Consider the following 23,138-nt stretch of genomic DNA (forward strand, 5'->3'; position numbering starts at 1 on the left):
ACCATGCCCCACAGGAGCTGACCTACAGAAGGTGCCCACAGGAGCTGACCTACAGAAGGTGCCCACAGGAGGTGACCCACAGGAGGTGCCCTGCAGGAGCTGCCCCACAGAAGGTGACCCACAGACGGGGCGGCCCCTCGGCGCTGGTGCTCACTCCGTCTCCTGCTGGCGGGCGAGGCGCACCTCCTCGGCGTCGAGCTCGCCCTCGATGGTGCGCAGGACCGTGTCGTCGATCGTCTTCTCATCCCGCAAGCGCACCACCGTGGCCCGCTTGTGGCCGATCAGCGCCAGCCGCAGCCGGGCGTACTGGCGGGTGCGCGCCACGGCCGGGTGGTCCTCGTCGTCGAAGCCGGCGGTGATGGCGGCCAAGTGCTCGTCGTACTCATGGTGGATGCGCTCGAGCACCTCGTCGTCCACGTTGATCTCGCGGGCGAGGTCGGGCAGCGCCTTGAAGGCCTCCTCGATCGCCGTGCGCTTGGCGAGCAGGAGCTCCTCGGTGACCTTCGTGTCCTCGGGGATGCGGGACCACCGGATGACCCTCGGCAGCGCAGAGCCCTGGAGCGCCAGCGACGCGACCACCACGAAGGCCGTGACGAACACGATCGCGTCCCGCGCCGGGTAGTCCTGCGGGACCGCGAGCGCGACGGCGAGCGAGACGGCGCCCCGGACGCCCGCCGTCGTGCTCATGACCCGGGCGCGGTTCGTGGTGCGCAGCTTGCGCTGGTGGGGGCGGCGGTCCACGGCCCTGATCACGTAGGCCGAGACGACGAGCACCGCCAGGCGCGTGACGAGGATGGTGCCGTACACCGCCGCGGCGACGAGGAGCACACTGCCGAGCGGCTGCCCATGCTCGGCCTGCCCGGCGACGATCCCGCCCAGGGCGGACGGCAGCGCCAGGCCCACGAGCACGAACAGGGCACCGTTGAGGAGGTAGCTGCCGATCCCCCAGACCGCGACCGTCTGCTGGCGGGTGTAGGCGGAGACGGCGAGCGGGGCGGCCTGGGAGATGTACAGGCCGCACGAGACGACGGCGAGCACGGCCGAGGCGTGGACGAGCTCGCCCCCGAGGTACGCCACGAAGGGGGTCAGCAGGGTCGCGGCGTTGCCGGCGAGCGGGTTCTCGATGCGCCGGCGCACCCAGAGCATGGCCCATGCGAGGGCGACGCCCACGGTCACCCCGCCCACGAAGGAGTAGAGGAACTCGCCGGTGACCATGAGCGGGCTGATGTCCACGGACCCGGTGGCGAACCCGACGGCGACCCCGTAGACCACGAGGGCGGTGCCGTCGTTGATGAGGCTCTCGGCGTGCAGCACGGTCATCTGCCGGCGCGGGAGGAGCCCGTGGGCGATCGCGGCCACCGCCGTGGCGTCCGTGGGGGCCACCGCGGCGCCGATGATCCAGGCGGGGCCCCAGTCCATCCCGAGCGCGTGCGCCACCGACGCGACCGTGCCCGCGGTGATGACCACCAGGAGCGTCCCGCTGAGGATGATGCCGCGGATGAACCTGCGGATCTCGCGCAGGGACGTGGTGAGGCTCTCCCAGTAGAGCAGCGGCGGGAGGAACAGCAGCAGGACCGTCTCGGGAGGCAGGCCCACGCCGCGAAACTCCGGGACCAGGGTGAGCGCGAGGCCGAGGAGCACGAGCAGCAGGGGCTGGGTGATGCTGATCCTGGGTGCGAGCAGGCTCCCGACGACCACTGCCGCGCCGAGGGCAACGACGAGTTCCAGACCGAGCATGTCCAACCTTTCGAGCAGGGCCCCGCACTGAATGTAGCGCCGCGCCGCCGCGCTTGGGAGGCACTGCCGGTCCAGGGATCGGCCCTGCCTCCCGCAGACGGCCGCGAGCGCGTTGACTGGTGTAGTTACCCGCTGGACCCACGGAAGGAAACCCATGGACGTCTCACCCGTCTGGCTCATCACCGGCTGCTCCACCGGGCTCGGCCGCGCCCTCGCCGAGGCCGTCCTCGCGCGCGGCGACCGCGCCGTCGTGACCGCGCGCGACGCCGCCTCCGTCTCCGACCTCGCGGACGCCCACCCCGAGACGGCCCTCGCCGTCCCGCTCGACGTGACCGACCCGGCGCAGGTGGCCTCCACCGTCGCCGCCGCCCAGGATCGCTTCGGGCGCATCGATGTGCTCGTGAACAACGCCGGCTACGGGTACCGGGCAGCCGTGGAGGAGGGCGACGACGCCGACGTGGCCCGCCTCTTCGCGACCAACGTGTTCGGCCCCGTGGCCCTGATGAAGGCGGTGCTGCCGGGCATGCGTGACCGCCGCTCGGGGGCGATCGTGAACATCTCCTCCATCGGGGCGCGGCTCTGCCCGCCCGGCTCGGGCTACTACTCGGCCACCAAGGCCGCGCTCGAGGGCATCTCGGGCTCGGCCCAGAAGGAGCTCGCGCCGCTGGGGATCTCGGTGACCGCCGTGGAGCCGGGCGCGTTCAGGACCGACTTCGCGGGCCGCTCACTGACCCAGTCTGCCGAGCCCATCGCGGACTACGCCGAGACCGCCGGGCAGCGGCGCAAGGAGCACGACACGGTCCACGGGACCCAGGCCGGCGACCCGGCCAAGGCCGCCCGGGCCATCATCGCCGCGGTGGACGCCGAGCAGACGCCGGCGTTCCTGCTGCTCGGCCGGGACGCACTGGCCGGCTACCGCGCGGTGGCCGAGGCGCAGGCGGCGGAGGTCACCGCGTGGGAGTCGGTGAGCGGGTCCACGGGGTTCGAGGGCTGAGGCGCTGAGGGGCTGAGGGCGCGATTCTGCTCACGCCCGGCCGACCCGGGGGTGCGACCCCGGCCTGTCCGGCCTCGGCACGCCGGGGCGCCCCTCGAGCATGAGCAGAATCGCTCGCGCAGGCCCTCGGATCAGGCCTGGGCGTGCTCGGCGGGCACCGAGCCGTCGTCCTCGTAGCGCTCGGCCCGGGCCAGCTCGCGGCCCGCGACGTACCCGAACGTCAGCGCCGGCCCGAGATTGATGCCCCCGGCCGGGTAGAAGCCGCCCATGATGCTGGCCTGGTCATTGCCGGCCACGTACAGGCCCTCGACCGCGGAGCCGTCGGCCCGCAGCACCCGGGCCCGCCCGTCCGCGGCGAGCCCCGCGAAGGTCCCGAACGACCCGGGCACCACCTTGACCGCGTAGAACGGGCCCTTCTCGATCGGTGCGAGCGAGGGGTTCGGCCCGACCTTCGGGTCGCCGCCGTACCGGTTGAACTCGGTCTCGCCGCGCTCGAACTCGGGGTCCGCCCCGCGCCGGGCGCCCTCGTTGAACCGCTCGACCGTCTCGCGCAGGGCGGCCGGGTCGATGCCGCACGCCGCGGCGAGCTCCTCGAGGGTCCGTCCGCGCTTGAGGTAGCCGGAGCGCAGGTACGGGAACAGGGGCACGGGAAGCGGTTTGGCCATGCCGAGCGGGTACCTGCGCACGAACCGCGAGTCGGCGATCTGCCACGATTCCACTGCTTCGCCCTCGGGCGTCGCGGCGACGAGCGCTGAGACGTAGTCGTAGTAGCCGTTCGCCTCGTTGACGAACCGCTTCCCGTCCCGGCGCACGCCGATCGATCCGGGCTTGGCGCGGTCCATGATGTGCGGGAAGTTCCCAACCCGGCCGCTGCGGTACGGGACGAGCGAGACCGGGCACCACGCCGCGGGCGACTCGACGTCGGTGACGAACTGCGCCCCGACCGACTCGCCAAGCGTGATTCCGTCGCCGTCGGCCTCCTTCGGCGCGAGCGTCCAGTGCTCGCGCCCGGTGGGCGTCTTGGGGAACAGCGCGGCGCGCCGCTGCACGTCGTTCGGGAACCCGCCGGCCGCGAGGACGACGCCGCGCGCGGCCTCGATCTCGTACCGTCCTTCCGGTCCGCTCACCACGGCGCCGGTGACGCGCCCCGAGTCGTCGGTGGTGAGCCGGACGGCGGGGGTCGAGACCCGCACGTCGACGCCGAGGTCCTCGGCGCTCTGCAGGAGCCGCCCCACGAGCGCGGTCCCGTTGACGAGCTGCATGCCCCTGCGGTGCACGGCGAGGTCGAGGACGTGCCGCCCCACCCGCCAGGCCGCATACGCAAGGCCCTGCAGCGAGCCCTGGGACGCCGAGAGGAACCTGGTCAGGTCCGGGCCGGCCATGATGCCCATGCCGAGGAACGAGGTCTCGTAGAGCTGACCGCGCAGGAGCCTCCGCACGCGGGGCGAGAGGCGGCGGGCGTTGATCGGCGCCGGGCCGACGGAGCGGTGTCCCGTCCCCGCGCCGGGGGTCTTGCCGTAGATGTCCCTGATCTTCGCGCCGGGCGTGAACTGCAGCCGCGTCCGGCCGTCGAAGAAGCCGACCATGTGGGGCACGGCGTCGAGGAACGCGTCGATGCGGGCGGCGTCGTACCGGTCTCCGAGCCGGTGGCGGAGGTAGGTGCGGAACTGCTCGGGGTCCTCGTCCACGCCGTCGGCCTTCGCGAGCGCGTTGCCGGGGGTCCACGCCCAGCCGCCGGACCAGGCCGTGGCGCCGCCGCAGACCTCGGCCTTCTCGACCACCACGACGCGCAGCCCGTGGTAGGCGGCCGTCACGGCCGCGGACAGGCCGCCGGCGCCGGAGCCGATGACGAGGACGTCGGTCTGGACGGCGGGTACGGCAGAGGATGTCGGGACGGGGGCGGTCATGCGGAGGCTCCGTTCGGTGCAGTGCGGGTGCGGTGGCCGGGCCCGGTGGCCCGTGCCCGGACGAGCGCCTCGGCATCCGCGAGCACGCGGTCGGCGCCCTGCTTCAGGCGGCGCGCCCAGCCGAGCGCGCCGAGGCGCTCGACGTCGCGCGGAGACGGCGCCTCGACGCTCACCGGCAGCGCCGGGGCCAGGGCGGCGACGATCTCGGCGAGCGCGAGGCCGCCCTCGCCCGGGACCAGGCGGGCGGCGCGGGACTCGTGGACGAGGCCCTCACGGTCCCCGGGGCGCTGGGCCGGGGCGTCGCAGAGCTGGAGCATCGGGACGAGGTCGGCGATGGCTGCGAGCTCCCCGAGCGTGCCGCCGAAGCGGCGGAAGTGCAGGGTGTCGACGACGACCTGGGTGCCGGCGCCCCGGGCTGCCGCAGCGGCCGCGGGCAGCGCGCTGATGCGCTGGTAGGAGATGGGCTCGAGCGTGGGCGTGATGCCGAACTCCCGGCCGTCCTCGGCCATCCGGGCGAGGTTCTCGGCGAACCGGGCAGGCTCGGAATCGGCTCCGGCCACGGTCATGGTCCGGGCGCCGAGGGCGTGCCCGGCCTCGAACATGCGCAGCCAGGCGTCGCGCTGGCCATGGAGGCCGCCCGTTCCGTCCATGAGGAGGAATTCGATGTCCACCACGCTCACGCCGGTGGAGCGGACGTTGGCGAGCGTCTGGGCGAGCATCGGCGAGCCGGGCTGCAGGTCGTACGGCCGCTCCGCCGAGGTCACGGGCCGGACGCGGGCGCCGATGAAGTCGAACCCCGCCTCGGCGGCGAGGAGGACGAGGTCCGGCGGGGCGGTCCCGAGGAGGGAGAGCTGGGCGAGGCCCACGGGGCGCCGCGGCGCGGACGCGGTCTGGGCGGCGGTCATGCGGATGCTCCTTCGAGGATCGGGGCGGAAGGGGCGGGCGATGCGGCGGGCGCGAGGGCGGCGGCGAGGCGCTGGGCGGCGTCGTACCCGCTCTTGATCGCATTCGACGCCGTGGGCGGGGTCTGGTCGACGACCGTCCCGGCGAGCACCACGGGAACGCCCGCGCCGAGCCCGAGCGCGGCCTCGCGGCCCTCCCGGTCCACGGCCGCGCCGAGGGGCACCACGCCGCGGGAGACCAGGAGGGGCCCGGGCGCCTCGAGCCACCGCTCGCCGGCGGCCCCGACGACGCGGACGCGGCCTTCCGGGGTGCCGGGCTGCTCGGCCTCGACGATGCGGGCGTCGAGCACGATCCGCACGTGGGGGCTGGCCTCGAGCCGCGGGACGGCGAGGATCTTGGCGCGGCGCCCGGATTCCGGGGCGATGGCCTGCTCGGGCCCGACGAGCAGCACGCGCGTGCCGTGGGCCGCGAGGGTGTCCGCCACGGACAGGGCCACCGAGTCGGCGCCCCAGATCGTCACCGCGGCGGGCCAGGCGCCCTCCTCGGGGCGGCGGTCGCCGGCGAGGAGGCCCGGGCGGCCGGCGAGCCAGTCGCGCACGTCGAGCACGCCGCCGTCGGGCGCCTCGGTGCGGCCGCCGGTGACCGGAAAGCCGGGCGCGGGGCGGGTCCCGCCGGTGGCGAGGACGATCCCGTCGGCGCCGAGCGCCCGCGCGAGGCCTGCCAGGTCCCGCACGTCCGCGGCGGCGCCGAGGCGCACCTCGACCCCGAGGCGCGCGAGCTCCGCGCGGTTCCACTCGAGGTAGCGGTGGAAGTCGGGCGTGGGGCGCATCCCGGCGGCGAGCGCGAACTGGCCGCCGATCCGCTCCCCCGACTCGAGCAGCGTGACGCGCGCACCGGCCTCGGCGAGCTCGCGCGCGGCGGTCAGGCCCGCGGGCCCGGCGCCGAGGACCACGGTGTGGGGCGGGGAGGAGCGCACAACGGCGCCCGGCCGCCCCGCGTCGTCGGCCGGCACGAGGCGCGGGGCCGGCACGGGAACCCGCGAGCGCCCGACCGCCGGGTTGACGGTGCACGTCACCTGGCCGAGGCCGAGGTTGTCGATGCAGACGTTGCAGGCGATGCAGGGCCGGTACGGGGCACCGTCCAGGACGCCCTGGACGAAGGCCGGGTCGGCGTGCACCGCACGGCCGAGGGAGACGAAGTCGCACACGCCGTCGGCGAGCACCGCCTCGATGGCCTCGGGCGAGTTGAGCCGCCCCGCGAGGCCGAGGGGCAGGCCGAAGCGGCGGTAGGCGCGGGCGTAGTCGGCGAGGACGCCGGGCCTCCACTCCCCCGACTGCACGATCCACTCGCCGGCCTCGTAGGAGCCGGCGGAGAGGTCCAGGAAGTCCAGCGCCTCCAGGTCGAGCCGCGAGACGACCTCGAGGGTCTCCTCGGCGCCGAGTCCGTCCGGGACGCCCTCGAGCACGGAGAGGCGGATCCCGACGAGTGCCTCGGGCGCGGCCGCCCGGACGGCCCGGATCACGAGGTTGGCGAAGTGCTCCGGGGCGCCGAACTCGTCGGAGCGGCCGTTGGTGCGGGCGGACATGAACTGGTGGACGAGGTAGCCGTGCCCGCCGTGGATGCTGATGGCGTCGAACCCGGCCGCGACGGCCCGGCGGGCCGCCTGGGCGTAGGCGTCCACGAGCTGGTGGCACTCGCGCGTGCTGAGGGCACGGGGCAGTTCGCCGCCGGCGACCTCGCACGGCACCGCGGCGGGCGCGACGGGCGGGAGCCCGCTCACCGCGGACTGGGCGGTGCGTCCGCCATGGTTGATCTCGACGGCGGCGAGCGCGCCCGCTGCGTGGATGGCGTCGGTGAGCTCCCGGAATCCCGGGAGGACGGCGTCGGTATGCAGGCCGAGCTGGTGGGTGCGGCCCTTGCCGTCGGCGCGCACGTACGTGGCCTCGGTGGTGACGATGGCGAGGCCGGCCCGGGCGCGGGCCACGAGGTAGTCCGCGTACTGGACGGTGATGCGCCCGTCGGTGGTGCCGTAGTTGCGCTCCATCGGGGAGCTCACGAGCCGGTTGCGGAGGGTGCGCGCCGGGCGGCCGTTGCGGCCCAGGACGAGCGGCTGGGAGGCGTGGTGGGTCATGAGGCACCTTCTGGGGTGGCGGCGGGCTGGGTCAGGCGGACCGGGCGGCCGGTGCGCGAGGACTCGTAGACGGCGAGGAGGATCGCCAGGGCCGCGGTGGCGTCGCGGCCCGTGACGGCGGGCTCGCGGCCGGCGCCGAGGGCCTCGACGAAGTCGCGGATCTGGGTGGCGTGGTGCGGGATGAGCTGGCCGTTGATCGTGGCCAGGTCCACGTCCGGGTCGATGCCGGCGGGGTGCGCGGGCTCGGAGTCGATGGTGCGGCCGCGGGCGAGGATGGTCACCCGGCCGTCGGTGCCCTCGGGGAACTCGGTGAGCTCGGCGGTCGCGCCGGTCTCGCCCGTGATGCGGATGCTGACCCCGAGGCTCGGGGCGGCGGCGGTCGTCGCGGAGAGCGTGGCCATCGCCCCGGAGGCGAAGCGGAGCACGGCGGCCGCGGTGTCCTCGACCTCGATCGCGTGCGTGAACGTGCCGAGGTACCCGTGCACCTCGACGACCTCGCCCATGAGCCACTGCAGGAGGTCGAGGTAGTGGATGGCCTGGGTCATGAGCACGCCGCCGCCGTCGGTGGCCCACGTCCCCCGCCAGGCGGCGGCGCTGTAGTACTCCGGCTCCCGGTGCAGCAGCACCGAGGCGTGGCCGAGGATCGGCCGCCCCAGCGTGCCGTCGTCCACCGCGGCGCGGAGGCGCTGCGCGGCCGGCCAGAAGCGGCGCTGGAACAGGACTCCCAGGCGCACGCCGGCGGCGTCGCACGCGGCGACCATCCGCTCGGCGGAGGCGAGGTCGATCGCGATCGGCTTCTCGCAGAGGACGTGCGCCCCCGCCGCCGCGGCGGCGAGGACCACGGCCTCGTGGGTAGGGTGCGGAGTGCACACCGAGACGAGGTCGACGCCGGCGGCCAGGAGCTCGCCGACCGAGCCGAATGCGTGGGGGACGCCCCAGCGCTCGGCGGTCTCGCGGGCACGGCCCGGGTCGACGTCGCACACGGCCACGACCGTGGCCTCGGGGATCGCGGCGAACGCCTCGAGGTGGTTGCGGCTGATGGCCCCGCAGCCCACGATCCCGACGCGGTAGGGCGCACTCATGACAGCTCCGTTCCGGCCTGCGCGGCGAGCTCGAGGAAGTGGGCGCGCATGCGGGCGCGGTCTGCGCGGCGGCCGGTGAAGAGCTCGAACGAGTCGGCGGCCTGCGCCACGGCCATCCAGCCGCCGTCGAGCACGCGGCACCCGGCGGCCCGGGCGGCCTTCACGAGCTGGGTCTCCAGGGGGCGGTAGACGACGTCGGCCACCCAGTGCCGCGGCGTGAGCGCGGAGGCGTCGAAGGGGGTGCCCGGGTGCCCGACCATGCCGATCGGCGTCGCGTTGACCACGCCGTCGGCCTCCGCGAGGCGGGTGGGCACCTCGTCGAGGACGACGGCGGCGACCCGCCCCGCGCCGTCGGCCGCGGCTGCGTTCCCGGCTGGGTTCCCGGTGCGGCGCCCGGCGAGGCGTGCGGCGAGCTGCTCGGCGCGGGCAGGCTCGGCGTCCGCCACGAGGAGGGTCCCGGCGCCGGCGTCGAGGAGGGCGCGGGCCACGGCCGAGCCGGCGCCGCCCGCGCCGACGAGCAGCACGGTGCCGAGGGCCGCGCCGGGCAGGCCCTCCAGGAGCGCCGCGCGGAAGCCCGTGTGGTCGGTGTTGCGGCCGGTGAGCCGCGCGGCGGCGCCCGATCCGCGGCGGCGCGGGCCGCGATCGTGCGTGTCGATGACGACCGTGTTGACCGCCCCCAGCTCCCGCGCGTCGTCGGAGAGCCCGTCGAGGCCGGCGATGACCGACTGCTTGCACGGGTGCGTCACGTTCAGGCCCGTGTAGCCGAGCCGGGCGGCGGCCCGGGCGAGCTGCCCGGCGTCGTCGGGCGCGAGGCCGAGCGCGTCGAGGTCCAGCGTGCGGTAGGCGTAGCGGAGGCCGTGGGCGGCGGCCTCGCGCTCGTGCAGGAGCGGGCTGAGCGAGCCGGCGACGTTGGCGCCGATGAGGCCGATGAGGTGGCTGGGGGCGGTCATGGTGGTCCTTGTCGGTGGGGGTCAGTAGGTGGCGCGGCCGCCGGAGAGGTCGTAGACGAACCCGGTGGTGTAGGAGGCGTCCGGGGAGGCGATGTACTCAACGAGAGCGGCGGCCTCTTCCGCGGTGCCGAGCCGGCCCATCGGGATCCGGGCGAGGTCCGCGTCCGTCACCGCGAGGTCGCGGATGAGGGGCGTGGCGACCTTGCCGGGCGCCACCGCGTTCACGGTGACGCCCGAGGCCGCGTACTCCTTGGCCAGGGCCTTGGTGAGGCCCAGGATCCCGGCCTTGCTCGCGGAGTAGGCGGCCATCCCCGCCACGCCCTCCTTGCCCGCGGTCGAGGCGAAGTGGATGAGCCGGCCCGAGCCGCTGCGGGCCAGGTGCGGCAGGACGGCCCGGGAGACGAGGAACGCCCCCGTGAGGTTGACCCGCAGCATCCGCTCGAAGGACTCGACGGTCTCCTCGGCCGCCGGGCGGACCCCGCCGACGATCCCGGCAGTGTTGACGACGACGTCGAGCCGGCCGCCGGTCTCCGCGAGGGCCTTGGCGACGCCCGCCTCGACGGACGCCGGATCGGTGACGTCGAGGTCCACGTGGGCCACGCCGGAGGCGGCGCCGTGCCGCGGGGCACCGGGCAGGTCGGCGGCGACCAGGGCCGCCGCGGCAGGGGCCATGCGCTCGACCACCGCGCGGCCGATGCCCGAGGCGGCCCCGATCACGAGGCACCGGCGCCCCGCCGGGACTGTCCCGCTGGCGGGCATCAGTTCCCCGCCGTTCCCCGGGCCGGGACGGGGAGCGCCTCGGACGGCTCCGCGCGGCGGGAGCGGCGGCCGAGCTCGTCCTTGGGCACCCGGTACGTCTCGCGCGCCGAGAGCACGGCCAGTGCGGAGACGAGGCAGAAGGCCACCGTCATCCAGCCCACGGGGCCCCAGTTGGCGGAGTCGCCCGCGGTGATCGCGGCGCCGATGGCCGGGGTGAAGCCGGCCACGACGAGGCCGAGCATGAGGCTCACGGCCATGCCGGAATAGCGCGTCCTGGCCGGGAACAGCTCGGGGAAGTAGGCGGGGTAGACGCCGTTGGGCATGGCGTAGAAGACGCCCGTGAGGCCGATCCCGGTGGCGAAGATCAACGGCCAGCTCCGGGTCGAGAGGGCCCCGAAGAACGCGAACACCATGACGGCGCTGCCCAGGGCGCCGACGATGAAGACCGGCTTGCGGCCGATCCTGTCCGCCAGGAGCGCGAAGAGCGGCTGCGTGAAGACCGTGACGGCGTTGGCCACCGCGATCACGACGAGCATGGTCGGCTTGTCCAGCTTCACCACCGCGGTCGCATAGGTCAGCGCGAACACGGTGAAGACGGTGCCGACCATGGTCACGAGGGCGGCGAGGGTCACCCGGACCACGTTGGGGAAGTCGTTGCGGAACAGGTCCACGAGCGGGACCGCGGCGGTCTTGGCGTCGTCCTTGATCTCGGCGAACAGCTCGGGCTCCTCGAGCCGGCGGCGCAGGTAGAAGGCGACGAATGTGACCACGGCGCTGAGCAGGAACGGGATGCGCCAGCCCCAGGACAGGAGGACCGACTGCGGGAGCATGGTGACCGGGATGAACACGATGCTCGAGACCACGATGCCGAACTGGATGCCGCTCATGGTGAAGCTCGTGAAGAAGGCCCGGCGGCCCTCGGGCGCGTGCTCGAGCGTCAGGGAGCTCGAGCCCGGCGACTCTCCGCCGGCGGAGAGCCCCTGGATGAAGCGCAGCGCGATGAGCGCGGTGGGCGCGAGGCCCCCGACGGCGCTGTAGGTGGGGAGGCAGCCGATGAGGAACGTCGAGGCGCCCATGAGCACGAGGGTCAGCAGCAGGACGTTCTTGCGCCCCATCCGGTCGCCGAAGTGGCCCCAGATCACGGCCCCGAGCGGGCGGGCGACGTAGGCGACCCCGAGGGTGGCGAACGAGAGCAGCGTCCCGGCCGCGCCGGCGTCGGGGAAGAACAGCTTGCCGAAGAACAGGGCCGCGGCGGAGCCGAAGATGAAGAAGTCGTAGTACTCGAGCGTGCTGCCGAGGAAACCGGACAGGGCCGCAATCCGCGCGTTCTGGGTGCGCGGCGTGCGGGAGTCGGCGGATGTCGACGCTGACATGGATGCTCCCTTCGGGTGATGCCGCTCACGGGAGGTGGCGGCTCATCCAGCATGGGGGCGCCCATTGTGGTGCGTCCAACACTTAGTTGATCTAGGACTATGTGCAATTCGCACACAATCCTGGAGGGTCACTCCACGGCGGGGGCCGGGGCCTCCTCGGGCCGGGCCTGCGAGCGCGGACGCCGGAAGGTCAGCAGGAACGCGACCACGGCCGCGATGAACAGCAGGCCGGAGACCCAGGTGTTGACCCGGAGGCCGAGGATGAGGTTGGCGTAGTCCGAGCGCATGAGCTCGAAGACGAACCGCCCGGCCGTGTAGACCGCGACGTAGAGGGCGAGCACGCTCCCGGCGCCGAGCCGGACCTTCCGGTCGAGCCAGATGATCGTGGCCGCGGTCACGAGGCACCAGATCGACTCGTAGAGGAAGGTGGGCTGGAAGTACCCGAGCACCACCGGGTTGCCGGCGGCGTCCGTGACGGCCCGGCCCGTGGAGAGGTCCATCTGGTGGATCTGCAGCCCCCAGGGCAGCGTGGTCGGGTCGCCGTAGAGCTCGTTGTTGAACCAGTTGCCCCACCGGCCGATCCCCTGCGCGGCGAGCACCCCGGGGGCCACGGCGTCGGCGAAGCCGAGGAAGGAGGCGCCGGCGCGGCGACAGCCGATCCACACGCCCACCGCGCCGAGCGCCACGGCGCCCCAGATGCCGAGGCCGCCGTCCCAGATGGCGAACGCGTTCCACGGGTTCTTCCCGGGCAGGAAATACAGCTCGGGGTCGGTGATGACGTGGTAGATGCGTCCGCCCACGATCCCGAAGGGCACGGCCCACAGACTGATGTCGATCGCCTCGCCGGGCCGCCCGCCCCGCTGCCGCCACCGGCGTGCCGTGATCCACACGGCGACGGCGATGCCGAGCATGATGCACAGGGCATAGAAGTGGATGGTCAGCGGTCCGAGATGGAAGCCGCTCACGGTGGGGGACGGGAAATAGGCCGGGACCGACACGCTCGCGCTCACCGCCGGATCCTACCAATTCCAGATGGCCGGCACCTGGCCAGCGGGGTCACGCCGGCGTGGGCAGCACCTGCTCGGCGACCTCGAGCACGTGCGGCAGCACGCGGGAGGGGTTGGCGGGGGCCCACGCGAGCCCGTGCTGGAGGTAGGGCTGGGGGCCGGAGAGCGGGACGTACACCGCCCCGTGCGGCAGGATGTCGCTCATGCCCTCGCTCACGAGGCTCACGCCCATCCCGGCGGCGACGAACGTGAGGATCATGAACGGGTCGCCGATCGTCTGCACCACCCGCGGCCGGAACCCCGCCGCGACGCAGGCTGCCGTGGCCGTGCGCTCGAGGTCCGAGCCGCCACCGGAGGGCATCATGATGAAGTCCTCCTCGCGCAGCTCGGCGAGGTCGAGCGCGGCCCGCTGGGCGAGGGGGTGGTCCACCGGCACGACGGCGCCGAGCGCCTCCCGCGCGATCAGGCGGGAGGCGAGCGGGGACGGGTCGAGCGGGAGTCCCACGAAGGCCAGGTCGAGCGTTCCCTGCATGAGCTGCGCGACGGCGTCGCCCGTCACCACGCGGCCCTGCAGCGAGAGGACCACGTCCGGGTAGCGGCGGCGCAGCGCCCGGGTGAGCCGCGGGAGGGTGCGGTGGTTGATGGCGCCCGTGAAGCTCATGGTCAGGTGCCCGTAGACGGTCCCCACCGAGGCGTGGGCGGCCTGCCGGGCGACCTCGAGCTCGTCCAGGGCGCGGTAGGCGTGCGGCAGGAGGGAGCGGCCGGCGGGGGTGAGGGCCACGCTGCGCGTGCTGCGGTCGAACAGCGGCACGCCCATGTCCTTCTCGAGCTTGCGGATGGTCTGGCTCAGCGGCGACTGGGCCATGTGCAGCCGCGTGGCCGCGCGCCCGAAGTGCAGCTCCTCGGCCACCGCGACGAACGCCTCGAGCCACCTGATCTCCACGGGCCCATTCAAGCACCGGCAAGGGGGCTCTCCCCGCGGGACGCCCGGGCGCGCCCCGTGGATTTCGGGACCGGAGCGAGCCGGGAACTCGCGTGCAACTGGGGGGAGGAGCCGGGTGCACGGGCAAGCGCCCGCAGGGCTGCGTCTTCGCCCAGACGTCCGGCCGCGTCGCCGCGGCGGCCGGGAGGGCAACCTGCGAGGTGATCCGCGAGCGGCTCGGTGCGCGGGCCGCGCTCGGCACCCTCGTGACGCCCTTTCCTGGTGAGGGGAGACGTGTCGGGGATGCCGGAGGCGCGGTCCGCGCCTGGAGTGTCGATCCCATTCATTGGGATGCTGCCTCCGGACCCGGGATCCGGCCCAGCAGACTGAGCGGGACCAAGCCCACCCCCTCGAGAACCCCGGAGGACCCATGGCGCTCTTCGCCGTCACCTACGAGTACACTGACGCGCCCCGGCAACGGGACGCCCACCGCCCCGAGCACGTCGCCTTCCTGTCCGGCCTCCACGAATCCGGGCGCCTCGTCGTCTCAGGCCCGGCCGACGGCGGCACCCGGGCGCTTCTGGTCTTCTCAGGGGAATCGGCGGACGACGTCGCGGCCCTCCTCGACGACGACCCGTTCCGCCGGGAGGGGCTGATCGCTCGCCGGACGGTCTCGGCCTGGAGCCCGTTCTTCGGCAAGGAGCGGCTGGACCCCGCTCCTGCAGAGGAGCCGGCCCGATGAGGCTCGCCCGCACCGTCGCGGCCGAGACGATCCGCTACGAGGAGGCGCCGATCCCCGCGCCCGAGCCGGGACGCGGCGTCGTGCGCGTGCGGAGCGTGACGCTGTGCGGCACCGACGCGCACATCTGGGAGGACGACTACGCGACCGAGCTGCCGATCGTCCAGGGCCACGAGTTCTCGGCGACGATCACGCGGCTGCATCCGCAGGACGAGGGCGGCCCGTTCGCGGTGGGCGACGACGTGGTGGTCTCGCCCTTCGCGGCCTGCGGCCGCTGCTACGCCTGCACAATCCGGAGGCCCAACGCCTGCGCTCACATGAGCGTGTACGGCTGCTATGACGACGACGGGGCGCTCGCCGAGTTCATGCTCGTCCCGCTCGCCCGGACCCGCCGGATCCCCGAGAGCCTGCCCGTGGACCTGGCGCCGCTGTGGGAGCCGGTCTCGATCTCGCTCCAGGCGGTCCGCCGCGGCCGGGCCCAGCGCGGGGAGCGCGTGCTCGTGAACGGAGCGGGGCCCATAGGGCTCTTCGCGCTGCTCGCCCTGCGCGAGGCGGGGTGCAGCGTCACGGTGCTCGACACCTACACAGAGCGCCTCGGCCTCGCGGCCGGGCTCGGCGCCGCCCACACGTTGGCCGTGGAGCGGGGGTTCCCCGACGTCGCCCACCGCGCGGTCCTCGATGCCTGGACCGACGGACAGGGCCCCTCCCTCGTCATCGACGCAACCGGAGCCCCCGCCTCGCTCGCTACGGCAGTGGACCTCGTGGCCCCCGCCGGGCGAGTGGTCGCGGTCGGCATCAGCGACCGCGAGCTCACCCTGTCCATGCGCTCGCTGCCCATCAAGGAAATCGACCTGCTCGGCTCGCGCAACTCCCTGCATCTCGACGACGCGCTCGCGCTCCTGGACCGCAACCAGGACGCGTGCCGGCCCCTCATCACCCACCGCTTCGGCTTCGCCGAGCTCGACGGCGCCTTCCGGCTCCTGCGCGACCGCACCCAGCGGGTCGGCAAGATCGCGGTCGACCTGCCGGCCGCGGCCCCCGACCCCAGCGCCCGGGATGCCACTGCGCTCTGCGCCCGAGGCGGCCGCTCGTGACCGCGCCCTTCCTGACCCCCGTCGCCGAGCTGGCTCCGGCCTACGACCTCGCGGTCATGGGCTCCGGCGCCGCGGGGCTCGTGGCGGCGTGCCGGGCCGCCGCGGCGGGGCTGCGCGTCGTCGTCCTCGAGAAGGCCTCCCGGCTCGGCGGGACCAGTGCCACGGGCGGCGGCGTGATCTGGGCGCCCGACAACCCACTCATGTCCCCCGGCACCGACTCGCCCGGGCGCGCCGCGGCATACCTGCGTGCGGCCACGGAGGGAGCGATGACGGAGGAGGAGATCGACTGGTACCTGCGCACCTCGCGCAGGGCCATCGAGTTCCTCGACCGGGAGACCCATGTTGCGCTCAGGCCCCTCGACCGGCCGGACTACCACATGGAGTGGCCCGGCGCCGTGGCAGCGGGCCGCAGCCTTGACAACGACCCCTTCAACCCGGCCGACTTCCCCGGCGCCCCCGGCCTCGCCGAGGCCCTTCGGCCGCCCACTTACCTGCCGCTCATCTCGATGAACGAGCGCGACCACCTCCACGGCGCCTCCCCCGATCCGTCCTTGCTCCAGCGGCGCGCCGTCGCCGGGGTGCGCACCATGGGCGGGGCGCTCGTCGGCACCCTGATCGCCACCGCGCTCGAGCGCGGCGTGCACCTCGCCGTCTCGGCCCCCGTGACCGGGTTCGAGGCGCACGACGGCGAGGGCTGGCTCGTGCGCATCGGCGACGGTAGCGCACAGCCCGCCACGCTCGAGGTCCACGACGTCCTCATCGCCTCCGGCGGGTTCGAACGCAACGAGGCCCTCGCGGGCTCGCTCCTGAGGTTCCCCATCACCCCCATCGGCGCGCCGTCCAACACCGGCGACGGGCTGCTCCTCGGGCTCAGGGCCGGTGCCATGCTCGCCCAGACGGGGGCGATCTGGGGCGTTCCCGTGATCGCCCCCGACGGCTGGGAATACGACGGCGCGCCGACCGGCCGTATGGGCAACGTCGAGATGACCCTGCCCGGCTCCATCACGGTCAACGCGGCGGGGCGCCGGTTCGTGAACGAGGCCATGAACTACCACGACCTCTCCCGGGTCTTCGCGAACGTGGACTCGGGCACATCGAAGCCCGCGAACAGCCCTGCGTGGCTCGTGTTCGATGCCGCCTACCGGTCGCGGTACCCCGTGGCCGGGAGCCCGGTCGGGACGGTGCCGGAGTGGATGCACCGGGCCGAGACCCTCGCCGGGCTCGCCGAGGCGATCGGAGTGGACGCCACGGCCCTCGCCGTGACGGTGCGGAGGTTCAACGCCGACGCCCGGGCGGGGGTCGACGCGGAGTTCGGCCGGGGCTCCACCGAGCAGGACCGGCACCTCGGCGACCCGGCGGTCGGGCCCAACCCGTGCCTTGCCCCGCTCGAGACGGCGCCGTTCTTCGCGGTGCGCCTCCACGCCGGGGCGCTCGGCACCGCAGGCGGCCTCGCGACGGACCTCGACGGCCGCGTCCTCACGCCGGGGGGTGAGCCCATCCCGGGCCTGTACGCGGCGGGGAACTGCTCCGCCACCGTGTTCAAGGACGCCTACCCGGGCGGCGGTGCAACCCTGGGCTCGGCGGTCACCAAGGCGTTCGCCGCCGCCTCGCATCTCGTAGAACGGCGGGCCTCCTACCGTCGCATCCACGCCCCCACACCGTAGGGGCGGCGCTCGGCACCCATGGCCCGGGACAGGCCGCGGCCAGTGGCCACGAGGACCGGCAGCACGAGCTCGGCGCGGTCCTCGTCGCGTGGCATGACCACCGAGACCGCCCCGATCACGGCCCGTCCGGCGCCGAAGACCGGCACCGCGTAGCCCACGTTGTCCTCGCCGAGGGCGCCCACGAGCCGGCTGTAGCCGATGCGGCGCACCTCGGCGAGGGTCGCGCGGAGGTGCGGGCCGGCGTCGTGCGCCGAGGGCTCCGGAGAGGCGGCAGCAGCGGCGATCACGCGCTCGCGCACTCCGGGCTCCTCGTGGGCGAGGATGGCGAGGCCGGTCGAGGTGCCGGTCAGGGCCAGACGGGCCGCAACCTCGCCGAGGTTCCCCTCGGCGTTGCCGTGCCGGTCGAGGCGCTCGATGTACAGGACGGTGCCGCTCTCGAGGTCGGGGACGGCGAGGGAGACGTGCTGGCGGACGGCGGCGTGGACGCCCTCGAGGAACGGCAGGCCGCGGCGGCGGAACTCCTCGAGCGGGTTGGAGCGGGCGGCCAGCTCCCACATCCGCGCCCCCACCGCGAACCGGCCGTCCTCAGTGCGCGCCAGGAGCCCTTCTGCGGCGAGCCCGGCGGCGAGACGGTACGCCGTGGACGTCGAGAGGCCAGTGGCGCGGGCCAGCTCGGCCGAGGTGAGGGCCGGGCGCTCACGGGTGAAGGCCTCCATCACGCGCACCACGCGACGGATCACTGATTCGCCTGACGCGCTGTTGGCCATGGCTCCAGCCTAGGCTTGAGGCCGTGGCAGTGACCAAGGAAGGCGCGCAGCAGACAGCGCCGGGCACCATCCCGGACCGGGTGCTGATGTCGATCGGCTTCCTGTCCTTCTTCGACCGGTTCGCCACTCCCCCGATGCTCGTGGTCCTCGCGGCCCGCACGGGGCTGACCCTGGCCGAGGCCGTGGGGCTCGTGGCCGCCTACTCGCTCCTGTACGCGCTCGGGCAGCCGGTGTGGGGGTTCATCAGCGACCGGTTCGGCCGCGTGGCGGTGCTCCGCACGGCGCTGGTGGGCCTGGCCCTCGCCGCGGTGGCCAGCACCCTGTTCAGCGCGCACGCGCCGCTGCTCGTGGCTCGCTCCGCCGCCGGGCTCATGGCCGGCTGCCTGTACCCGACGCTCCTGACGGTCATCGGCGACACGCGCAGCGGCGTCGCCAAGGCCCGCGGCCTCTCCGAGCTGCAGGTCTACTCGGCCCTGGGCACCACGGCGGCCACCCTCGCGGCCGGCAGCATCGCCGCCTTCACCGACTGGCGCGTGGTGTTCGGGCTTCCCGCCCTCGGCTGCCTCGCCCTTCTGGTCCTCCTCCGCCGCGCGCACGACGGCGGCACGCACCGCCGCGGGCCCGTCGACTTCCGCGCGGCCTTCTCGGGCGCCGCGCTCGGGGTGTACGGGGTAGCGGTGCTCGAGGGCGCCGTGCTCATGGGCGTCCTGACGTACTTCGTGCCTGCCCTGCAGCACGCGGACGTGCCGATCGCCCTCGCCGGCGTGCTCGCGGCCGGGTACGGCGTCGGGGTGATCGCGGGCGCACGGCTCATGCGCCGGCTCGTGCAGCGACTCTCCCGCACGCGGCTCATGGGGCTGGGCGGGACGGTCCTGCTCGCCGGGTACGCGGCGTCGTCGGTCGCGCAGAATCCGGTGACGATCACGGCCACCGCGGTCCTCGTCGGCGCCTCGAACGCGATCCTGCACTCCTCGCTGCAGGGCTGGGCCACCGAGGTCGCGCCCGCGGCGAGGGCCACGGCGGTGGCCCTGTTCGCCTGCGCGCTGTTCCTCGGCAGCTCGGTGGGCACCTTCCTCACCGCGCCGCTCGCGGGCGCCGGCCAGTACGGGGCGATCTTCCTGCTCGGGCTCGGCGCCACGGCGGTGCTCATCGCCGTGGTGACGGCCGGGCACGCGGCGTGGGAACGGCGTCGTGCGCGGTGAGGGCGGCGGCCTTGATGGGCCGGGTGAGTCGGTCAGAACGAATCGGGTGAGTCGATCCGCTCCCCGACGGTGATCTGCGGGGCCGCGGTGAGGTCGGCGCCCACCGTCCCCATGAAGTCCCGCAGCTGGGGGTCGCTGAAGAAGCTCTCGAACTCTTGCGCGGACTCCCACTCGTCGTCAATGAGGATGTAGCCGTTTCCCACTCCGAAGCGGTGGTGGAGGGCGCCGTGCTCCTTGGCGCTTTCGGCGATTTTCCGGTACTCCTCCGCGCGGTCCTCGAGAGACTTCGTGAAGACGCCCGTGTCCCCTGGAACCTTGACGGTGACGATGACAGACATGGCAATCGACCTCCTGCTCAGTGAGACCGGTGCTCATGGTAGGAACCCCGGCACTGGCCTGCAAGGGCGCGCGCTGACCTCTTGGGGGCGCGCCCGGAGACGATTCCCGCAGCGCTTCGCCGGCCGAATCGCCCTTCCGGCCACCGCCGGGCGGCCCTACCCTGAAACCGTCCTGATAGACCGTCCCCGCTGGGAAGCTGGAGGCTCGTCCGGGGCGGCTTCGAGCCAGAAGGAGCGCGCCATGAGCACCCATATGTCCGTCAACGTCGTCACGAGCCTGAACGTGAAGTCGCACGACGATCCGGACGAGAAGCGCCGCCCGGACAAGTCCGAGATCGACCTGGTCACCGTGGGCGACTACACCATCGGGCGGTTCACCTTTGCCCCCGGCTGGCGCTGGTCGGAGTGCATCAAGCCGGTGGTCGGAACCGACAGCTGCCAGAACAACCACGTGGGCTACTGCGTGGCCGGCACCCTCGAGGTCCACCTGGCCAACGGCGAGACAGCCACGATCACGGCCGGCAGCTCGTACACGATCCCGCCTGGCCACGACGCGTGGGTGGTCGGCGACTCGGCGTTCGTGGGGCTCGAGTTCCTCAGCGCGGCGTCCTTCGCGAAGCCTGACTGACCCGGCCTAATCTCCGACGCCGACGGCCCGGCATTTGACGCTGCCGGTCCGGCGCGGAAATCTTGGCAGCATGCCTGCCGAGAAGCTCTTCACCCCCGTCGACATCCGGGGCGTCCATGTCCGGAACCGCCTGTGGGTCTCGCCCATGTGCCAGTACTCCGTCGAGGAATGGGACGGGGTGCCTACCGACTGGCACCTCGCCCACCTCGGCTCCCTCGCCCGCGGCGGCGCCGGCCTCGTGATGACCGAGGCCACCGCGGTCAACCCCGAGGGGCGGATCACCAACTGGGACACGGGGATCTGGAACGACACCCAGGCGGACGCGTGGCGCCGGATCGTCGGCTTCATCCACTCGCAGGGCGCCACCGCCGCGATGCAGCTCGCCCACGCGGGCCGGAAGGCCTCGACGTTCCGGGAGTGGAGCGGGAAGGGCAGCCAGGCGGTCGAGGACGGCGGCTGGGAGACCGTGGCGCCGTCCGCCGTCGCCTTCGACGGCTACGCCACCCCCCGCGAGCTGACCGTGGAGGAGATCAAGGGCATCGTCGCCGACTTCGCCGCCGCGGCGCGCCGGGCCCTGGATGCGGGATTCGACGGACTCGAGATCCACGGCGCCCACGGCTACCTCGTGCACCAGTTCCTCTCCCCGCTCTCCAACCTGCGCACCGACGAGTACGGCGGCAGCCTCGAGAACCGCGCCCGATTCCTGCTCGAGATCGTCCGGGCCCTGCGCGCCGAGGCGGGCGACGCCGTCCCCCTCCTCGTGCGCCTCTCGGCCACGGACTGGGTGGACGGCGGCTGGAACCTTGAGGACACGATCACCGTGGCCGGATGGGCCGCGGCGGCGGGCGCGGACTGGTTCGACCTGTCCTCCGGCGGCCTCGTGGCCCGGGCCAGCATCCCGGTCAAGCCCATGTACCAGGTGGGCTTCGCCACCGCCGTCCGCGAGGGCACCGGGATGCCGGTGAACGCGGTCGGCCTCATCACCACGCCGCAGGAGGCCGCCCAGATCGTCGGCAACGACGAGGCCGATGCCGTCATGGTGGCCCGCGAGTTCCTCCGCGATCCGCACTTCGGCCTGCGGGCCGCCCACGAGCTCGGCGTCGAGCTGGACTACTGGCCGCCGCAGTACACGCGCGCGGCCTGGCGCACCGGGGCCTAGTTCCCGCGGTCCCGGTCGGGGCGTCCGCTCCTGCCCTGATGGGCCGCTAACGGTCGGCGTGTCGTCCGGGACGCGCCGACCGGCTGGCCCAGTCCGGGGCCCAAACTGGCACCGGGCTCGCCAGCGGGGCCATCGCGGGCCCGGGCGAGATCGTGCTGTCCTTCAGGGACATGGACCGGATCCTCGAGGTCTCCTCCGCGAACCGGCTCGCCGTGGTGCAGCCCGGCATCCTCAACCCGGGCAAGGTCTTCGCCGACTAGCGCAGGCCTGGCGGCCGGCGGGGCCGGGGCGGCCGGCAGCCGGTTGCGCGCCCGGCACCCGTGTGCGATCGTTCAGGGGAATCGTGACCAACCGGCAGGAGGTGAGACCCGTGAACGCAGCATCAGTGGGTGCTCCCCCGCGGTCCACGATCACGCGGCTGGCATAGTCGCCACCGGGAGCGCCCTGCCGGCACCGTTTCCGAAAGGCGACTCCCATGGACGCAACCCCTTCATCACCTTCCCGCGCTCCGCTCCCCCACCCCGCTGGGGAGCAGATCGATGCCACGGGCCGGATCTCCGCCTCCGGCCGTGCGCTGGTCCTCCACGGCGGAGGTTCCGTGGGCAACGCCTGGGAGATCGGCGTCATCGCCGGCCTCTGCGAGGGCGGCCTGGACGTGACCGCGGCAGAGGTGATCATCGGCACCTCGGCCGGATCGACTGCCGCGGCCCAGATCACGGGCGCGAAGCCCGCAGAGCTGCTGGCCGCCATCCTCGATGCCGGACCCGGGCAGCCGCCCGCCAGCAAGGGGCGCCCCGGCTCCGGGCAGCCGGGGCGGCCCGCGGCGGACCACCTCGAGCGGACCGGGAGGATCATCGCCGCCGCCCACTCGGCCGCGGACATGCGCCGCCGGATGGGAGCCGCGGCCCTCGAGCTGGAAGGGGCCTCCGACGTCTCGGCCCGGGAGCGCTGGCGTGCCACGGTCGCCGCCCGACTGCCCCAGCAGAGCTGGCCGGACCAGACGATCCTCATCACAGCTGTGGACGCCCTCTCCGGCGAACCGGTCGTCTTCGACCGCCGCAGCGGCGTCGACCTCGTGGACGCCGTCGCGGCGAGCTGCTCGAGCGGCATCCCGTACATGATCGGGAACCGCCAGTACATCGACGGCGGCTACCGCCGCAACGAGAATGCCGACCTCGCGAGGGGCTGCAGTCGGGTGCTGGTGCTCTCACCCTTCGGCGGCAGGACGCGCCACCCGCTCGAGTGGCGCATGCAGCTCGCATCCCAGGTCGAGGAGCTGCGCGCCGCCGGCAGCGTGGTGGAGACAGTGTGCCCGGATGGCCCTTCACGCCAGGCGTTCGGCGGCAACATGATGGATCTGTCGGCACGGCCCCCGGCCGCCCGCGCGGGCCACCGCCAGGGCAGGGCTCTGGCGGATGAGCTCAGCGCCTTCTGGCGCTGACCCCCGCGGGATTGGGTGCCGCTCCGGCGGGTAAGTCGGCAGTGCGGGACGCGGCAGCGCCCCGCACCTGCGAACCGAAGGAGTGGATCATGATCGAACGCGGCAGCAACAAGCACGGTCCGGAACTCGACGAGCAGATGAAGCACGAGGTCGAAGAGGAGGTCAGGGGCGGACTGCCCTCTCCCGACCAGGACTGGCAGAATCCTGAGCCGTTCCCGGACGACACCGACGATGTGGAGACCCGGGCCGCGGTGGACCGGGACCTCGGGCCCGATTCCGACCCCGAGGCACGGGCCGCCCGCGAGACGGAGTAACGCCCAGAGGCTGACCCGGACACCAGA

At 73.8% G+C, this 23,138-nt stretch carries 21 protein-coding genes; 9 read left to right on the forward strand and 12 right to left on the reverse strand.

Annotation, left to right across the window (positions count from 1 at the left end; all coding sequences use genetic code 11):
- Positions 1 to 150 precede the first annotated feature (150 nt).
- Positions 151 to 1,737 (reverse strand): Na+/H+ antiporter, encoded by a 1,587-nt coding sequence (locus ACVWWH_RS04180; RefSeq protein ID WP_457315735.1) that lies wholly within the window; start codon positions 1,735 to 1,737, stop codon positions 151 to 153.
- Positions 1,738 to 1,891: 154 nt separating this feature from the next.
- Here ACVWWH_RS04180 and ACVWWH_RS04185 point away from each other — a divergent pair, with 154 nt between their 5' ends.
- A complete protein-coding gene (locus tag ACVWWH_RS04185) occupies positions 1,892 to 2,731 on the forward strand; it encodes an oxidoreductase (protein WP_066501403.1) in 840 nt (279 codons plus the stop codon).
- A 131-nt stretch (positions 2,732 to 2,862) separates the two neighbouring features.
- Here the strand turns inward: ACVWWH_RS04185 and ACVWWH_RS04190 are convergent, their stop codons facing one another.
- The 9 genes from ACVWWH_RS04190 to ACVWWH_RS04230 form a co-directional block, all read right to left on the reverse strand.
- Positions 2,863 to 4,638, reverse strand: coding sequence for an FAD-dependent oxidoreductase (locus ACVWWH_RS04190; protein WP_457315736.1), 1,776 nt, complete (start codon positions 4,636 to 4,638; stop codon positions 2,863 to 2,865).
- Positions 4,635 to 5,543 (reverse strand): sugar phosphate isomerase/epimerase family protein, encoded by a 909-nt coding sequence (locus ACVWWH_RS04195; RefSeq protein ID WP_457315737.1) that lies wholly within the window; start codon positions 5,541 to 5,543, stop codon positions 4,635 to 4,637. Before ACVWWH_RS04195 ends, ACVWWH_RS04190 begins: the two co-directional genes overlap by 4 nt.
- Positions 5,540 to 7,672, reverse strand: coding sequence for an FAD-dependent oxidoreductase (locus ACVWWH_RS04200; RefSeq protein WP_457315738.1), 2,133 nt, complete (start codon positions 7,670 to 7,672; stop codon positions 5,540 to 5,542). Before ACVWWH_RS04200 ends, ACVWWH_RS04195 begins: the two co-directional genes overlap by 4 nt.
- Positions 7,669 to 8,754: a Gfo/Idh/MocA family protein gene (locus ACVWWH_RS04205; RefSeq protein WP_457315739.1), complete on the reverse strand. Its 1,086-nt coding sequence runs from the start codon at positions 8,752 to 8,754 to the stop codon at positions 7,669 to 7,671. The genes ACVWWH_RS04200 and ACVWWH_RS04205 overlap by 4 nt, the downstream gene beginning before the upstream one ends.
- Positions 8,751 to 9,704, reverse strand: coding sequence for a shikimate dehydrogenase (locus ACVWWH_RS04210; protein ID WP_457315740.1), 954 nt, complete (start codon positions 9,702 to 9,704; stop codon positions 8,751 to 8,753). Before ACVWWH_RS04210 ends, ACVWWH_RS04205 begins: the two co-directional genes overlap by 4 nt.
- A 21-nt stretch (positions 9,705 to 9,725) precedes the next feature.
- A complete protein-coding gene (locus tag ACVWWH_RS04215) occupies positions 9,726 to 10,463 on the reverse strand; it encodes an SDR family NAD(P)-dependent oxidoreductase (RefSeq protein WP_457315741.1) in 738 nt (245 codons plus the stop codon).
- The gene (locus ACVWWH_RS04220) at positions 10,463 to 11,836 is read right to left on the reverse strand and encodes an MFS transporter (RefSeq protein ID WP_457315742.1); all 1,374 of its coding nucleotides are present in this window, start codon (positions 11,834 to 11,836) and stop codon (positions 10,463 to 10,465) included. Before ACVWWH_RS04220 ends, ACVWWH_RS04215 begins: the two co-directional genes overlap by 1 nt.
- Positions 11,837 to 11,964: 128 nt before the next feature.
- Positions 11,965 to 12,846, reverse strand: coding sequence for a prolipoprotein diacylglyceryl transferase (gene lgt, locus ACVWWH_RS04225; protein WP_457315743.1), 882 nt, complete (start codon positions 12,844 to 12,846; stop codon positions 11,965 to 11,967).
- A 46-nt stretch (positions 12,847 to 12,892) separates the two neighbouring features.
- Complete coding sequence (locus tag ACVWWH_RS04230; protein WP_066501413.1) at positions 12,893 to 13,786, reverse strand: LysR family transcriptional regulator; 894 nt, start codon at positions 13,784 to 13,786, stop codon at positions 12,893 to 12,895.
- 409 nt (positions 13,787 to 14,195) lie between these two features.
- Between ACVWWH_RS04230 and ACVWWH_RS04235 the strand changes: the two genes are divergently transcribed.
- The 3 genes from ACVWWH_RS04235 to ACVWWH_RS04245 are packed head-to-tail and all read left to right on the forward strand — an operon-like array spanning position 14,196 to position 17,262.
- Positions 14,196 to 14,507, forward strand: coding sequence for a YciI family protein (locus tag ACVWWH_RS04235; protein WP_066501415.1), 312 nt, complete (start codon positions 14,196 to 14,198; stop codon positions 14,505 to 14,507).
- Complete coding sequence (locus ACVWWH_RS04240; RefSeq protein ID WP_457315744.1) at positions 14,504 to 15,598, forward strand: alcohol dehydrogenase catalytic domain-containing protein; 1,095 nt, start codon at positions 14,504 to 14,506, stop codon at positions 15,596 to 15,598. The genes ACVWWH_RS04235 and ACVWWH_RS04240 overlap by 4 nt, the downstream gene beginning before the upstream one ends.
- Positions 15,595 to 17,262 (forward strand): FAD-dependent oxidoreductase, encoded by a 1,668-nt coding sequence (locus tag ACVWWH_RS04245; RefSeq protein ID WP_066501419.1) that lies wholly within the window; start codon positions 15,595 to 15,597, stop codon positions 17,260 to 17,262. Before ACVWWH_RS04240 ends, ACVWWH_RS04245 begins: the two co-directional genes overlap by 4 nt.
- On the opposite strand, the gene ACVWWH_RS04250 is transcribed toward ACVWWH_RS04245, so the two are convergent.
- Positions 17,232 to 18,029 carry an IclR family transcriptional regulator gene (locus ACVWWH_RS04250; RefSeq protein WP_457315745.1) on the reverse strand — a complete coding sequence of 266 codons (798 nt, stop codon included), beginning with the start codon at positions 18,027 to 18,029 and terminating at the stop codon, positions 17,232 to 17,234. The genes ACVWWH_RS04245 and ACVWWH_RS04250 overlap by 31 nt on opposite strands.
- Positions 18,030 to 18,052: 23 nt before the next feature.
- Between ACVWWH_RS04250 and ACVWWH_RS04255 the strand changes: the two genes are divergently transcribed.
- Complete coding sequence (locus ACVWWH_RS04255) at positions 18,053 to 19,231, forward strand: MFS transporter (protein WP_457315746.1); 1,179 nt, start codon at positions 18,053 to 18,055, stop codon at positions 19,229 to 19,231.
- 32 nt (positions 19,232 to 19,263) lie between these two features.
- On the opposite strand, the gene ACVWWH_RS04260 is transcribed toward ACVWWH_RS04255, so the two are convergent.
- A complete protein-coding gene (locus tag ACVWWH_RS04260; protein ID WP_066501421.1) occupies positions 19,264 to 19,569 on the reverse strand; it encodes a hypothetical protein in 306 nt (101 codons plus the stop codon).
- A 253-nt stretch (positions 19,570 to 19,822) separates the two neighbouring features.
- On the opposite strand from ACVWWH_RS04260, the gene ACVWWH_RS04265 reads away from it, so the two are divergent.
- The 4 genes from ACVWWH_RS04265 (at position 19,823) to ACVWWH_RS04280 (ending at position 23,111) form a co-directional block, all read left to right on the forward strand.
- Positions 19,823 to 20,197 carry a cupin domain-containing protein gene (locus ACVWWH_RS04265; RefSeq protein ID WP_457315837.1) on the forward strand — a complete coding sequence of 125 codons (375 nt, stop codon included), beginning with the start codon at positions 19,823 to 19,825 and terminating at the stop codon, positions 20,195 to 20,197.
- A gap of 70 nt (positions 20,198 to 20,267) precedes the next feature.
- Positions 20,268 to 21,356, forward strand: a complete 1,089-nt coding sequence (locus ACVWWH_RS04270; protein ID WP_457315747.1) for an NADH:flavin oxidoreductase/NADH oxidase — start codon at positions 20,268 to 20,270, stop codon at positions 21,354 to 21,356.
- Between the two features lie 475 nt (positions 21,357 to 21,831).
- The gene (locus tag ACVWWH_RS04275) at positions 21,832 to 22,797 is read left to right on the forward strand and encodes a patatin-like phospholipase family protein (protein WP_457315748.1); all 966 of its coding nucleotides are present in this window, start codon (positions 21,832 to 21,834) and stop codon (positions 22,795 to 22,797) included.
- 89 nt (positions 22,798 to 22,886) lie between these two features.
- The gene (locus ACVWWH_RS04280) at positions 22,887 to 23,111 is read left to right on the forward strand and encodes a hypothetical protein (protein WP_066501429.1); all 225 of its coding nucleotides are present in this window, start codon (positions 22,887 to 22,889) and stop codon (positions 23,109 to 23,111) included.
- Positions 23,112 to 23,138: the final 27 nt, after the last annotated feature.

It is taken from the genome of Sinomonas sp. RB5 (assembly GCF_054063535.1).